The organism is Halorubellus litoreus (assembly GCF_055378595.1).
The window spans coordinates 3,524,460-3,538,013 of sequence record NZ_AP043836.1; the positions used below are offsets into that span (position 1 = coordinate 3,524,460).

A 13,554-nucleotide genomic window follows, 5' to 3' on the forward strand; every position below is an offset into this window, starting at 1 on the left:
GAAGCGGGGTAGTCGGGGCGCGCGGAAAACGGTCGCGCTACGCTGACGGGGTTGCCGGCGGTCGTAGCGAGCGTGCCGCGGTGATGGCCGCGGCGAGCGCGCCGTCGTGGTGGTCTCGGCGAAGCCGTCGCTGGCCGTCTTGGCGAACAGGTCACCCATGGGCTCGGTGCGTCGGCGGGTGACGCTCCCGTCTGGACCGACGCACCGCGACTCAGTGCATCGACGACGCTCGCCGCGTCCCAGTACTTGAACCATTGGAATGGGGACGTGGCTGGTTGGACGCGGCGAGTCCGGTAGCGAGTCGGAACGGTCTTTGTGTGGGCGATTCGAGCGGTTCGGTATGGAACTGGAGTCGCGGTTCGGGACGGCGTCGCCGGTGGTCGGGATGGTGCATCTACCGCCGCTGCCGGGTGCGCCCGGGTTCGACGGGGACCGGGCGGCACTCAGGGAGCGAGCGATAGCGGACGCGAGAGCGCTGGAGGCGGGTGGCGTGGACGCGGTGCTCGTCGAGAACTTCGGTGATGCACCGTTCTATCCGGACGAGGTGCCGACGCACACGGTCGCGGACGTGAGCGTGCTCGCTCGCGCGGTCGTCGAGGCAGTGGATATCCCGGTGGGCGTGAACGTCCTGCGGAACGACGCGGACGCGGCGCTGTCGGCGGCCGCGGCGGCGGGCGGCGAGTTCGTTCGCGTGAACGTCCACGTCGGGTCGAGCGTCACCGACCAGGGCGTCCTGGAGGGGCGAGCGTTCGAGACGATGCGTCGCCGGGAGCGGTTGGACGCAGACGTTGCAGTGCTCGCCGACGTCGACGTGAAGCACGCCGCACCGCTCGGTGGACGGCCGCTCGCGGAGCGCGTCGCGGACGTCGTCGAGCGCGGACTCGCGGACGGCGTCGTCGTCTCCGGGTCGGGGACCGGGCGGCCGACGGACGACGAGACGCTCGCGACGGTCCGGGAGACGCTCGACGCGGTGGCGCCGGAGACGCCGCTGTTCGTCGGGAGTGGCGTGACGAGCGAGACCGTCGCGGCGACGCTCGACGTCGCCGATGGCGTGATCGTCGGGACGGCGCTCAAGGAGGGAGCGGAGACGACGAACCGCGTCGACCCGGACCGGGTTCGCGAGGTCGTCGGGTCGGGGACGGATTGAGGGCGGACGGGAGTGCCGTCGAACGCGGGTGCCCGCAGTCGGGGTCGGCCTACGCGGTCTCGATGCTGGAGTCGTCGATGGCGTCGAGCGGGTCGGTGCTTGCTTCCGTGAAGACGACCTCGACGATGCCGTTGTTGTAGGAGACGGTGGTCGGCGTGGGGTTGACGAGCGTGGGGAGAGACACCGTCCAGCGCGGCCCGAGCGGGCTGCCGACGAAGACCGTGGCTTCGGTGTCGGTGGCTGCGAACCCGAGGTTCGCCTTCGGGATGTCGGCCGGGACGTCGGCGACTGCGTGGACGAACCCGTCGGTCTCGTAGGTCGTCCAGAGGACCGCCGGGGTCGCCGTTCCGACGCGGTCGTCCCGCACTTCGTTGAATCTGTTCACGTTACTAATACGTCGTGTTAGGTATTAACATGATTGGTTGCGGTAGCAGGGTTCGAAGCCTACAGCGTTCGGTAACGCGTCGTTACCGAGCGTTCAGGACAGAACCGAGGAGTGGTGGAACGACCGCGTCCGATGTGCGAGTCTATCCGTCGACCGGACCGGGGACGAGCGGCCGGAGCGTCGACACTCGCGCGTTCTCCTTGATCATGATACCCTCGCCGCCGACGGACAGCGGGACGAGCGGCAGGTGGTCGTCCACGCGGAGCGAGGGATGGGAGGCGCCGCGGGCGAGCACCTTGTTCCGCGCCTGGAGGTGCATCGGGTCCTCGCCGACGAAGAACTCGTTGTACTGGACGACGTACTGGCCGGCGTCGAGATGCCACCACTGGTACTCGTCGTCGGGGTTCCGACGCGTCAGCTCGCAGGGTTCGAGGTCGGCTTCCGCGAGTTCGTCCCCGCCGAAGTCGACGCGACCCGGCGCGGCGACCTCGTGGATTGCAGCGACCGTGAGGTCGACGCCGCGCTCGTCAACTTGCGTCTCGGGATGCAGCAGTCCATCGACGACGTCGGTGAGTTCCGGCATGCGTCGTCCTAGGGGCGGCCGGATGAAAAAGACCCACGGCGACGGCTCTGCCGTGACCGAAGGCATTAGTGGGGGCGTGGTGTGGGTGTGGGCGTGAAGCGACCGGTCGGCTACGGCTCGCTGCTCGCCGCTGCCGGACTGTTCGTCGGCGTGAACGTCCTCCGAAGCACCTGGACGGCCTCGCGTACGTTGACGACGGTGGAGGTGTGGACGCTGAAAGCCCTGCTCGCGGGCGCCGTCGCACTCGCCGCCTATGGCGGGTACCTGCTGGCTTCGCGCGTCGTCGCCCGCTGGAGCGCGGACCGCCGCCGCCAGCACGACCTCCGGAACCTCCTCCGGCTCGCGTTCGGGCTCGCTGGCGCCGTCGGCGTCGCTGGTGCACTCACCGACCAGTGGGTTGGCGTCCTGTTCAGCCTCGGCGTCGTCGGGTTCGCGGTCACGTTCGCCCTCCAACAGCCGATGTTCTCCCTGCTCGGGTGGGTGTACGTCATGACGATGCGGCCGTTCCAGGTCGGTGACCGCGTCCGCATCGACGAGGCGCGCGGCGACGTCGTCGAGATCGACTTCCTCGTGACGACGCTCTGGGAGGTCCACGGCGACCTCGTGGAGTCCCACCAGCCCTCGGGCAGACGGGTGACGGTCCCGAACAGCGTCGTCCTCCAGGAAGAGGTGTACAACTACACGAACGAGGAGTTCCCGTACGTGTGGACGGAGACGACGGTACAGGTGTCATACGAGACCGACCTCGCGTTCGCGCGCGATCTGGCTCGCGACGTCGCGGACGACTACTGTGGCGACGAGATGGCGGCCCGCATCGCCGAGTACCGCGACCATCTCGAGGAGACGCCCGTCGACCTCGACGTCAGCGACCGGCCGACGGTGAACGTCGAGCAGGCGGAGTCGTGGGTGGAACTGCACGTCCGCATGCTCGTCGACCCGCGGAACATCCAGGCGGCGGAGAACGACCTCTACGCCGCGATACTCACCGCGTTCAAGGACCACCCGGAGCGCATCAGCTACCCGGTCGGCCGGTTCCGGTGATGCACCGCAGCGAGCGGATGGTCGCGGCCGCTCGGACGCGGATGGTCGCGGTCGATCCTCGACGGTCGCGGTCGACCGGAACTTGAAGACGGCGGTGCGAGTAGTTCGAGCATGGTCGAATCACACGAGGTTCTCGTCGTCGGCGTCGGCGGCATGGGGAGTGCGGCGTGCGCCCACCTCGCCGAACGGGGCGTGGACGTGCTCGGTATCGAGCGCTTCGACGTTCCGCACGACGAGGGGTCGTCGCACGGGTCGACGCGCATCATCAGGAAGGCGTACCACGAGCACCCGGACTACGTCCCGCTCCTCGAGCGGGCGTACGAGAACTGGCGGGACCTCGAGTCCGCGACCGGCCGCGACCTCTTACACATCACGGGGTCGGTGAACGCGTGCCCGCCCGAGGCGGACCTGGTCGCGAACGCTCGCGAAGCGTGCGAGACCCACGACCTCGAGTACGAGACGATGACGGGCGCGGAACTGAACGACCGCTACCCTGGGTACGGGCTGCCCGAGGGTTACGACGTCCTCGTCCAGCCCGATGGTGGATTCGTGGACTGCGAGCGCGCGGTGAGCGCGCACGTCGAGCGAACGCACGCCGCTGGCGGGACCGTCCACGCTCGCGAGGCAGTGACCGACTGGAGCGCGACCGAGGACGGTGTGGTCGTGGAGACGGACCGCGAGACGTACCGTGCGGACCGGCTCGTGCTCGCGGCGGGCGCGTGGACCGGCGACCTCCTCGACGACCTCGACGGCGTCGCCGTCCCCGAACGCCAGGTGCTCGGGTGGTTCCAGCCGCCGACGGACCCGGACGCGTTCACGCCCGATGCGTTCCCCGTCTTCCTCACGCAGAACGACGAGGGAACCGAGTACTACGGGTTCCCGCGGTACGACCGCCCCGGCGTGAAGGTCGGCGTCTACCATCACCTCCACGAGACGGTCGACCCGGACGACGTCGACGAGCCGACGCGAGAGGACGAGGCGCTCCTCCGGGACGCGCTCAGCGAGCAGTTCCCGGGCGCGAACGGGCCGACGATGGGCTTGGAGACGTGCATGTTCACGAACACGCCCGACATGGACTTCGTCCTCGACACGCACCCCGAGCACGAGCACGTGGTCGTCGCCGCGGGGTTCTCCGGGCACGGGTTCAAGATGGCGAGCGCCATCGGCGAGGTGCTCGCTGATCTCGCCGTCGACGGCGACACCGACCTCCCCGTCGACGCGTTCCGGCTGGACCGCGACGCGCTCGCGGACTGAGGATTCGCTCGCGGCGGCGGGGAGTGCGCGACAGGCGGAGCAATCCTTACGGTGTCCGTGGGCGCACTCTCGGGCATGGACTACGACGACGTCGAGCGGTACGTGGAGGCGACCGCGCCCGAGCCCGACGCGCTCGCCCGAGAGATGGACGAGTACGCAGCGGAGATGGGGTTCCCGCACGTCGGCCCGGCGGTCGGTGGGACGCTCCGGATGCTCGCGCGGATGGTGGACGCCGAGCGCGTGTTCGAGTTCGGGAGCGGGTTCGGGTACAGCGCGTACTGGTGGGCGCAAGCGCTCCCCGACGACGGCGAGGTCGTCCTGACGGAGTTCGACGCGGACGAGCTCGACGACGCCCGCGAGTTCATGACGCGAGCCGGGTTCGACGACGTCGCGCGGTACGAGCACGGGGACGCGATGGACGCCATCGAGCGCTACGACGGCCCGTTCGACGCGGTCCTCATCGACCACCAGAAGGAGAAGTACGCCGAGGCGTTCCACGCCGTCCGCGACAAGGTCCCCCCGGGCGGGGTCGTCGTCGCCGACAACGCCCTGACCGCGGGCATCATCTCGTTCGACGACCTCCTCGCGCACTTCGCCGACGACGGCGCGCTCGACGACGCGAGCGACGCCACGAACGGCATCGCCGAGTACCTCCACGCGGTCCGCGACGACGACGCCTTCGAGACCATCGTCCTCCCGCTCGGCGAAGGTATCGCCGTCAGCTACCGCGTCGATTGACTGCTAGCTAGCCGCATCCGCGTCACTCGTCGACGCCGCCGTCGGTCGTCGGGGTCGCGGGCTCGAACGGGTCCGCGTCGTCGTCGAACCCGTCGTCACCGTCGCCGTCGTCGAACCCGTCGTCACCGTCGCCGTCGTGGACCTCGAACGCTTCGAGGGCGTTCCAGAGGTCCGAGGCGCGGTCGCTCAGCCGGTCGGCGCTGTTCGAGACGTCGGAGAGGTTCGCGGTCTGTTCTTCGGCCGCTGCGGCGACCGTCTCCGCCTCGCTCGCGGTGCGATGCCCGATCTCGGTCGCGCCTTCCGTCATCGCGACGACCTCCTCCGTGCTCGCCGCTTGCTCTTCGGTCGCCGCCGAGATCTCCTGGACGCCCGTGTTCGTCTCCTGGGCGTGCTCGGCGACCTCGTCGAGCGCCGCCGCGGCCTCGCGGACGTCCTCCGCGTTCGCCGCGACGCGCTCGTTCACGTCGCGGACTTGCTCGGCCGTGCTCGCGGTCTGCTCGTCGATGCGCTCCAGGCGGCCCTCGATGTCCTCCGCCGCGTCCTTCGCCTCCGCAGCGAGGTCCTTGACCTCCTGGGCGACGACGGCGAACCCGCCGCCGTCGCCGTCGCCGCTCGCACCACGGGACGCCTCGATGTTCGCGTTGAGCGCCAGCATGTTCGTCTGGTGCGCGACGTCACTGATGAACTCCACGAGCTTGTCGACCTCGCGCATCTGCGCCTCCAGCGCGTCGATCTCGTTGACCGCGTCCGCGGTCTCGCCAGCGATCTCCTCCATGCTCTCGATGGCGTCCTCCGCCGCTTCGCGGCCCTCGCGGCCGACCGTCGCGGACCGCGCCGCGGTGTCCGCGACCTCGTTCGCGGACGCCGCGATCTCCTCGGTCGTCGTCGCGAGACTCTCCATCTCCGAACTCACCGCGTCGAGCTTCTCCCGTTGCTCGTCCGCGCCGACCGAGATCTCCTGGACGGACTCGGTCACCTGCGCGCTCGCCTTCCGGACCTCGTCCGTCGACGTCGCGACGCTCCCGGACTCGTCCTCGACGGCCGCGGCGAACTCCCGAGCCGCGCGCACGGTCTCCTCCAGGTCGTCCAGCATCTCGTTGAAGGACGTCGCGACCGCGGTCATCGCCTCGCTCTGCTCGGAGCCCTCGAGGCGCTGCGTGAGGTCACCGTCCGCACAGGCGTCCATCGCGTCGCTGTACGCCTCCGCGCGCTCCTTGAGGTGGTCGCTGAACGCGTCCGCCGCACGCCGGCGTTCCTCGGCCTCCTCTCGGGCTGCCTCGGCCTCCGCGATCTGGTCGCCGAGGGAGACGCGCATCTCGTCGAACGCGTCACCGAGTTCACCGAGTTCGTCCCGGCGGTCGACCTCGACTGCGGTGTCGAGGTCGCCTTCGCGAAGCCGTCGGGCGTCCTCCGAGAGCGAGGAGATGCCGGAGACGGTACCGCGAACGAGCGTCATCCCGACGACGCCGAGGACGAGCGCGAGCGCGCCGAGCATCCCCGCGACGCCGAGTTCGACGAACCGCTGCACGGCGAACGCGTGCTCCGCGGTCGTCCGTCGCGTCACGTACCAGTCGGTGCCGTCGACGCTCGCCACGCCGACGACCTTCGACACGCCGCTGGCGTTCTCCACGCGGTCGAACGACCTGGAGAGGTCAAGGCCGGCGTTCGCGAGCTGGTCCGACGCCATGAGCTCCGACTCGTGCTGTGAGAGCACGGTCGTACCCTCGTCGTCGACGACCGCGTACGAGCCGTCACTGGTCGCGGGAAGCGTGGTCCGCGAGAGCTCCGGGAGTTCGACGACGAGAACGATGGACCGATGCGGGTGGTCCTCGACGGGCGTCGCCATGAACACGACCGGCGGCATCTCGTTCCGCAAGAGCACCGGGTCGGAGACGCCGACCTCACCGATTGCGTCGCCTTGCGTCGCGTTCACGCGCTCGATGTGTTCGGCGGTGAGGTCGGTGCTGTTCGGTTTGAACAACCCCCAGTCGTTCCCGGCGCGAGCGAGCGTGTCTCCGCTCGTCCGGTTGACGTAGACCGCTGCGGCGACGTACGACGGGTCCTCGGCGTTCCGCAGGAGGACCGCCGAATCGCCCGTGACGTCGTTCTGCACTGGCCGCATCCGCGTGAGCGTCGTCGCACGTCGTTCCAGGCCATCTATCGTGGATTCGAGGTGCTGGCTCTGGACGGTCGCGTCCTCGACGTACTCGGTGCGCACGTCCTCGCTCATGTTCTGACTCACTGCGCCGTAGACCGCGCCACCGATGCCGCCCAGCACGAGGACGACCACCACCCCGGCGACGAGGAACTTCGTTCGGAGACTGTCCGTGACCGCGTCCGGCAAGATTCGCCCCATCAATCCCATCGGCCGCGCAGACTGAACACTCGTTAATATATATAGCGGATTACCTGGTCGGGTGTGTCGCCTAGCCAAACATACTCCAGTACGTAACTATGTAGAATCTCGGCGGCGGCGCCGGATTTTACGAAGACAGATATTGAATCAGTAACTGGGAACGTTGCACGAATCGACGGATGCGCTGACGACCCGCGAGTCACCGGCAGCGCGCTCGCGCGCACCCCGGACGAAGAACCCGCAACGACGCACCACCCACCCGAACCGTCCCAGTCACTTCGCGGGGGACTCCCCGAACTGGAACGGCACCGCCGCCGCGTCCGCGTCGACGTCGACCGCCTCGTTCCCGACGTCGAACGCGGCGAGGTGCTCGGAGAGCGCGCGAGCCTGTGACGCGAGGTGCTCGACGCGCCCCGAGACGTCCGAGAGGTTCGCGGTCTGCTCCTCGGCGGCCGCGGCGACCGTCTCCGCCTCCGCGCTCGTCTCCTCGCTGATGGTCGTCGCCTCCTCGACCATCGCGACGACCTCCTCGGTGCTCGCCGCCTGCTCCTCGGTCGCCGCCGAGATCTCCTGGACGCCCTCGTTCGTCCGGTCGACCTGCTTCGCGATCGTCGACAACGCCCCGGCGGCAGCGCGCACGTCCTCGGCGTTCGCCGCGACCTGCTTCTTGGTCGCGCGGACCTCCGCTGCGGTCCGGTCGGTCTCCGCCCGGATTCGCTCCAGGCGCTCCTCGACGTCCGCCGCCGCGTCTTGCGTGTCCTGTGCGAGGTCCTTGACCTCTTGAGCGACCACCGCGAAACCCTTGCCGTCGCCGTCGCCGCTCGCGCCACGGGACGCCTCGATGTTCGCGTTCAACGCCAGCATGTTCGTCTGGTTCGCCACGTCCGCGATGAACTCCACGAGTTCGTCGATCGCCGCCATCTCCGCCTCCAGCGCCTCGATGGCCTCGACGGCCTCCTCGGACTCTGCCTCGACGTCCTCCATGCCCGCGATGGCGTCCTCGGCGGCTTCGCGCCCCTCGCGTCCGGCCTTCGCCGTCGCCTCCGCGCGCTCCGCGACGTCGTTCGTCGTCGCCGCGATCTGCTCGGTGGACGTCGACAGCGACTCCATCTCGACGTTCACCGACTGGAGGTTGTCGTGCTGGCGGTCCGCGCCGACCGAGATCTCCTGGATGGACTCGGTGACCTGCTCGCTCGCGCGCTCGACCTCGGTAGTGGACTCGGCGGCGCTGTCGCTCGCTGCCTCCACGGCCGCCGCGAACGACTTCGCGTCCGCGACCGTCCCCTCGATCGCGTCGAGCATCCGGTTCGTCGCCTCCGCGACCGACGTCATCGCGTCCGAGCGACTGTCCGGGTCGAGGCGCGCCGTCAGGTCGCCGTCAGCGACCTCGGTCATCGTCGCCTCGTACGCGTCGGCCTTTCGTTCGAGGTGCCGTCGCATCGCCTCGGCCTCCTGTCGAGCGGCTTCGGCGTTCGTCCGCGCCCGTTCGACCTCTTGGATGCGTTCGCGGAGCGACGCACGCATGTCGTCGAACGCCCGCCCGAGGTCGCCGATCTCGTCAGAGCGTTCGGTCGGGACGGTCGCCTCCAGGTCGCCGTCCTGTAGGCGGTTCGCGGCGTCCGAGAGTTCGCGCACCGACCCGACGGTGTTCCGACCGAGCGTCATCCCGAGGATGCCCAGGCTCGCGACCACGAGCGCGACGAGCACGAGCATCTGGTTGGAGATGGCGTGTTGGAGCGCGTACGCGTCGCTCGTCGGGACGCGCGTCGCGACCGTCCACGGGACGCTCTCGCCGACCGCGGACCCGACCGCGTACGCCTGCCCGTCGACCTCGACGCGCGAGTTGAATGCGGTGTCGCCGTCGCGCGTGTCGGCGGCGCTCGGGTCGTACCCGGCCGTGTTCGCGTCCGCGAGCGGCGTGTAGTTCTCCTCGGTCGACGCGAGCGCGCGTCCCTCGGCGTCGGTGAGGACGACGGTCCCCGACTCGTGGTCGAGGAGGTAGTCCTCGCCGACCGAGCGGACGTCCGCGACCAGGAAGATGGTCTCGTTCCGGTTCCCGTTCACGGTCGTTGCGAACAACATGTACGGTGCCTCGTCGCCGCTGATCTGGAAGGGAGCGGTGCTGCCGACCGCGGCTCCGCTCTCGTTCATCGCCTGCACCGACGCCTTCCGTATCGGTTCGCGGAGCGTCCCGGCGCCCGCCCCTCCGATCTTCATGAACCGCTGGTCGCCCGAGGTTATCTCGAGCTCGCCGTCGCGCGAGTCACCGTAGTACGCGGCGACGACGTGTTCGCGTCGTTCCACGGTCGCGGAGAGCGCGTTCCCTATCGCCTCGCCCGAGTACTCGGGCTGGCCCTGCATCGTCGACACGCTCACGCGGAGCGACTGCATGTTGCTCGTCGTCCCGCGGTACCACTCGTCTATCTGGTCGCGCTGGAGGGACGCGGTGGTCGTCAGTTCGTCTTCGGTCGCGTCCTGGAGCTGGTCGCCAGCGTTCACGTAGACGAAACCACCCACGCCACCCGCGACGGCGGTGACCAGGAGGAGCCCGAGGAAGAACTTCGTCGCGTAGTTCCGTCGGAGACGTCCTGGAACCAGTCGTCGTATGATAGACCCCATCGGGTAAGGACCCACCACCAAGCCACCTATAAGTTTCTGAAATATTATATGTTATCGTCCGTTCGACAACGACACCCACAATCAAAGGGTCACGAGAACGTTCCTCATTGTACGGTCCCGGAGGACCCCACCACGCCGAGCGCCCACCTATCCAGACGCCACCGTGCTACAAAGAATCCTACCCACTCCCTCGACCCGGTAGCTCGCTCCTCAGGCCTCGTCCTCGAACCCGTCCTCGAACTTGAACGTGCCGTTGCGCTGGACGACCTCGCCGTCGACCTCGATGCGCGAGTCCTCGCTCATGTCGACGATCATGTCCTGATGGACCGCGGACTGGTTGACCTCGTTGTCCTCGCCCACGGTGTCGTCGTACGCGCGCCCGATGGCCATGTGGACGGTGTCGCCCATCTTCTCGTCGAACAGCATGTTGTACGTGAACTGGTCGATGTCGCGGTTCATCCCGATGCCGAGCTCGCCGAGGCGCTTCGCGCCCTCGTCGGTCTCCAGGACCGACGTGAGGACCTCCTCGTTCTTGTCCGCGGAGTGCTCGACGACCTCGCCGTCCTCGAACACGAGGCGGACGTTCGTTATCTCGCGGCTCTGCACCATCACCGGCATGTCGAACAATACCTCGCCCTCGACGCTCTCGGGCTGCGGTGCAGTGAAGACCTCGCCGCCGGGGAGGTTGTGCTCCGCCCAGTCGTTCTTCGTCGGGTTCCCGCTGACCGACATCGTGACGTCCGTGGTGTCGCCGGAGACGATGCGGACCTCGTCCGCGTCGTCGAGGATCTCGACCATGTTCGCCTGGAACGCCTCCTGTTCGTCCCAGTCCTTGTTGACGGCGTTGAACACGAAGTCCGCGTACGCCTCCGTGCTCATCTCGGCGTCCTGCGCGTTCCCCGGCGCCGGGTACTGCGTGAGCAGCCAGCGCTTGTCCATCATCTCGTCCATCAGCGGCCGCATCTCCTTCTGGCGCGCCTGGTTCGTCGACGGCGGCACGTCGCTGGACTCGAACGTGTTCGAGTCCGCGCGGATGGAGATGGAGACGTCCGTCTCCTTCGCCATCGCGAGGACGTGCTCGGGGGTCTCCCAGTCGTCGTCGTCCATCGCGAGCTGGTACGCGCGACTCGCGCGACTCGACCCGAGGTTGAGCGTGGCGGTCGCCCCGATGTCACCGAGTTTCTCCATGACGGCGACACCGAGGTCCTCCGCCTCGGTCGGTGCTTGCACCAGAACGTTGTCGTCCGGTTCGACGCGCGTACAGTGGTCGACGATGATCTCCGCGTGCTCTTGGAGGCGTTCGTCCATAGGTAAATACTGCCAGAGTGACGGGATATTCGTTTCGAAACACGAGGCTGGCGACGGGCGGCGTGAGGGGCGGCGGTGACCAGCGTGAGGGGCGGCGGTGACCAGCGTGAGGGGCGGCGGTGACCAGCGTGAGGGGCGGCGGTGGCCAGCGTGAGGGGCGGCGGTGGCCGGCGTGAGGGGCGGCAGCCGGGGATGTGAGGACCGGTGGCGGCCCGCGAGGGCGACCCGGTCAGTCGACGTGCGGTTTCGCCATGAGGTCGTCGAACGCGCGGTCGTCGAGCCAGTCGCAGAGCGCGACGAGTTCGTCGGTCGCGGCCTCGAACAACTGCTCGCCCTTCTCGGCGGTGGCGTCGGTCTGGTCGCCGAACACGCCATTCGGCGAGTTGTCGATGGCGTCGTAGTAGTTGCGCGCACCGTGGATCGTCGGGTCGCCGTCTTCGAGGTGGACGCGGCCGCCGTCCCTGGCTTCCTCGAGGCGCTCTTCGTGAACGTTCTCGGGGTCCAGGTGCATGAGCATCGCCGTCTCCTTCGGGCCACCGTGTGGGCCGTTGTGTTCGAACAGGTCGTCGACGAGGTCGGGGATGGACTCATCCCACATCCACTCCACGGCGTAGGCGTCGCGGTCCTCGCGGAGGCGGCGGCCGACCTCGCGGAGGTGCTGCATGTTCCCGCCGTGGGCGTTCACGTACACGACGCGGTCGATGCCGTGCGCGGTGAGGTTCCGCGTGAGGCTCTCCACGTAGTCGCGGAAGGCGGGCGGGTCGACGCTCATCGTCCCGTGGAACTGCATGTGGTGCGTGCTCACGCCGACCTTCACGGGCGCAGTGCAGAGGTAGTCGCCGCGGTCGGCGGCCTCGCGAGCGAGGTTCTCGGCGATGACGTGGTCGGTGGACTCGGGGAGGTGCGGGCCGTGCTGTTCGGTTGAACCGACGGGGACGAGTGCGAGCGACTCGCGCTCGAAGTACTCGCCGAGGTCGGGCCACGCGTGGTCGGGCAGGTACATGGTCGACGTGGCGGATGCGACGGGGAAAGAGGTTACTGCACCGGCACGCGCGTCCGCCCTCGAACGGTCAGTCCTCGACGACGTCGGACGCGGCGAGTATCTCGGGTTGCGCTCGAGCGATGTCCGTCGTCGTGACGATACCGACCACGTCGAGGTCCTCCTCGACGGGGAGGCGCTTGACGTCGTGCTCGGCCATCTCGTCGACGGCGTCCGCGACGCTCGTCGTCGCGGTCGTCGTCACGAGCGGACTGCTCATCTCGCGGGAGACGTCGATGTCGCCGAGCGCGGTCTTCGAGAGGTACGCCGCCCGGAGCGCGTCCGTGCGCGTGACGATGCCGTCGGGTTTCTCGCCGTCGTACACGATAGCGCTCCCCGCGCTATGCCGGAGCATGAGGTCGGCCGCGTCCCACATCGAGTCGTCGACCTGCACGGTCACCACGTCGGTCGTCATGAGCTCGCTGACGTCCATACGGCCGCTTCGCGGACCGCCGAAGTATGGGTTGTGGCCGGGCGTACCCAAAGCTTACCCCGGCGAGGTCGTGAGGACGACCGTGGAACGAACCCGACTCCTCGCAGGGGTCGTCCTCGCCCTCCTCGTCGCCGTCGCCGGGTTCGCCGTCCTCGGCGGCGAACCGGCCGAGACGCTGTCCATCTCGAACGAACGCGACGGGACCGCGGTCGTCGAAGTGTACCAGGTCGACGCCGACGCGACCGTGGTACTCGAACGCGCCGACGGCTCGTCCACGACGACCCAGCCCGGCGACGTCGACTCACTCGACGACGTGACCACCGTCCGCGTGCCAGCGAACACGTCCCGCGAAGCCATCCCCATCTTCCCGAACGGGACCGCGACCGCGGACGCCAGCCAGACCGGGTCGCGGTTCGTGTACGTCGTCCACGACGGCGACCCCGACGGCCGCACGTACCTCGCGGTCGGGCTCGTCGACTGCGGCGACGCGAATCCGTCCGCGAACGTCACGATAACCGACGACGACGCGACCCTGGAAGCGGGCCCCTGCGAGTAGCGCACGCCCCGAGCGCGCCGGGTGGTGGCGCCGCGTTCGAGTCCCGGCAACCGAGATGGTTGTGGGCAAAGCACAAGCCCCTGCCGGGTCGAGTG

At 68.8% G+C, this 13,554-nt stretch carries 12 protein-coding genes; 5 read left to right on the forward strand and 7 right to left on the reverse strand.

Features of this window, described 5'->3' with window-relative positions; translation table 11 throughout:
- The first annotated feature begins 340 nt into the window (after positions 1–340).
- The gene (locus tag ACZ48X_RS21970) at positions 341–1,147 is read left to right on the forward strand and encodes a BtpA/SgcQ family protein (RefSeq protein WP_336350358.1); all 807 of its coding nucleotides are present in this window, start codon (positions 341–343) and stop codon (positions 1,145–1,147) included.
- Positions 1,148–1,196: 49 nt separating this feature from the next.
- Here ACZ48X_RS21970 and ACZ48X_RS21975 read toward each other — a convergent pair whose 3' ends face one another.
- Together ACZ48X_RS21975 and ACZ48X_RS21980 are read right to left on the reverse strand one after the other, a co-directional pair.
- Positions 1,197–1,532, reverse strand: coding sequence for a hypothetical protein (locus ACZ48X_RS21975; protein WP_336350357.1), 336 nt, complete (start codon positions 1,530–1,532; stop codon positions 1,197–1,199).
- 142 nt (positions 1,533–1,674) lie between these two features.
- A complete protein-coding gene (locus ACZ48X_RS21980; RefSeq protein ID WP_336350356.1) occupies positions 1,675–2,115 on the reverse strand; it encodes a dCTP deaminase/dUTPase family protein in 441 nt (146 codons plus the stop codon).
- Positions 2,116–2,208: 93 nt separating this feature from the next.
- Between ACZ48X_RS21980 and ACZ48X_RS21985 the strand changes: the two genes are divergently transcribed.
- The 3 genes from ACZ48X_RS21985 to ACZ48X_RS21995 all read left to right on the forward strand — a co-directional run bounded on the left by ACZ48X_RS21985 (position 2,209) and on the right by ACZ48X_RS21995 (position 5,148).
- Entirely contained in the window at positions 2,209–3,156 is a 948-nt protein-coding gene (locus ACZ48X_RS21985) for a mechanosensitive ion channel family protein (RefSeq protein WP_336350355.1), read from the forward strand.
- 111 nt (positions 3,157–3,267) lie between these two features.
- Positions 3,268–4,410 (forward strand): N-methyl-L-tryptophan oxidase, encoded by a 1,143-nt coding sequence (gene solA, locus ACZ48X_RS21990; RefSeq protein ID WP_336350354.1) that lies wholly within the window; start codon positions 3,268–3,270, stop codon positions 4,408–4,410.
- A gap of 75 nt (positions 4,411–4,485) precedes the next feature.
- The gene (locus ACZ48X_RS21995) at positions 4,486–5,148 is read left to right on the forward strand and encodes an O-methyltransferase (protein ID WP_336350353.1); all 663 of its coding nucleotides are present in this window, start codon (positions 4,486–4,488) and stop codon (positions 5,146–5,148) included.
- A gap of 22 nt (positions 5,149–5,170) precedes the next feature.
- Here the strand turns inward: ACZ48X_RS21995 and ACZ48X_RS22000 are convergent, their stop codons facing one another.
- The 5 genes from ACZ48X_RS22000 to ACZ48X_RS22020 form a co-directional block, all read right to left on the reverse strand.
- A complete protein-coding gene (locus ACZ48X_RS22000; protein ID WP_336350352.1) occupies positions 5,171–7,504 on the reverse strand; it encodes a methyl-accepting chemotaxis protein in 2,334 nt (777 codons plus the stop codon).
- Positions 7,505–7,777: 273 nt separating this feature from the next.
- Positions 7,778–10,123, reverse strand: coding sequence for a methyl-accepting chemotaxis protein (locus ACZ48X_RS22005; RefSeq protein ID WP_336350351.1), 2,346 nt, complete (start codon positions 10,121–10,123; stop codon positions 7,778–7,780).
- Positions 10,124–10,333: 210 nt separating this feature from the next.
- Positions 10,334–11,431 carry an aminopeptidase gene (locus ACZ48X_RS22010; RefSeq protein ID WP_336350350.1) on the reverse strand — a complete coding sequence of 366 codons (1,098 nt, stop codon included), beginning with the start codon at positions 11,429–11,431 and terminating at the stop codon, positions 10,334–10,336.
- 229 nt (positions 11,432–11,660) lie between these two features.
- Positions 11,661–12,434: a creatininase family protein gene (locus ACZ48X_RS22015; protein ID WP_336350349.1), complete on the reverse strand. Its 774-nt coding sequence runs from the start codon at positions 12,432–12,434 to the stop codon at positions 11,661–11,663.
- Between the two features lie 67 nt (positions 12,435–12,501).
- A complete protein-coding gene (locus ACZ48X_RS22020) occupies positions 12,502–12,903 on the reverse strand; it encodes a CBS domain-containing protein (RefSeq protein WP_336350348.1) in 402 nt (133 codons plus the stop codon).
- An 82-nt stretch (positions 12,904–12,985) separates the two neighbouring features.
- Between ACZ48X_RS22020 and ACZ48X_RS22025 the strand changes: the two genes are divergently transcribed.
- On the forward strand, positions 12,986–13,459 hold the full coding sequence (locus ACZ48X_RS22025) for a hypothetical protein (protein WP_336350347.1): 474 nt from the start codon (positions 12,986–12,988) through the stop codon (positions 13,457–13,459).
- Positions 13,460–13,554 lie beyond the last annotated feature (95 nt).

Coding starts and splice junctions, on each gene's coding strand:
- ACZ48X_RS21970 (WP_336350358.1), top strand. CDS start 341: ATGGAACTGGAGTCGCGGTTCGGGACGGCGTCGCCGGTGGTCGGGATG.
- ACZ48X_RS21980 (WP_336350356.1), bottom strand. CDS start 2,115: ATGCCGGAACTCACCGACGTCGTCGATGGACTGCTGCATCCCGAGACG.
- solA (WP_336350354.1), top strand. CDS start 3,268: ATGGTCGAATCACACGAGGTTCTCGTCGTCGGCGTCGGCGGCATGGGG.
- ACZ48X_RS21995 (WP_336350353.1), top strand. CDS start 4,486: ATGGACTACGACGACGTCGAGCGGTACGTGGAGGCGACCGCGCCCGAG.
- ACZ48X_RS22000 (WP_336350352.1), bottom strand. CDS start 7,504: ATGGGGCGAATCTTGCCGGACGCGGTCACGGACAGTCTCCGAACGAAG.
- ACZ48X_RS22005 (WP_336350351.1), bottom strand. CDS start 10,123: ATGGGGTCTATCATACGACGACTGGTTCCAGGACGTCTCCGACGGAAC.
- ACZ48X_RS22010 (WP_336350350.1), bottom strand. CDS start 11,431: ATGGACGAACGCCTCCAAGAGCACGCGGAGATCATCGTCGACCACTGT.
- ACZ48X_RS22015 (WP_336350349.1), bottom strand. CDS start 12,434: ATGTACCTGCCCGACCACGCGTGGCCCGACCTCGGCGAGTACTTCGAG.
- ACZ48X_RS22020 (WP_336350348.1), bottom strand. CDS start 12,903: ATGGACGTCAGCGAGCTCATGACGACCGACGTGGTGACCGTGCAGGTC.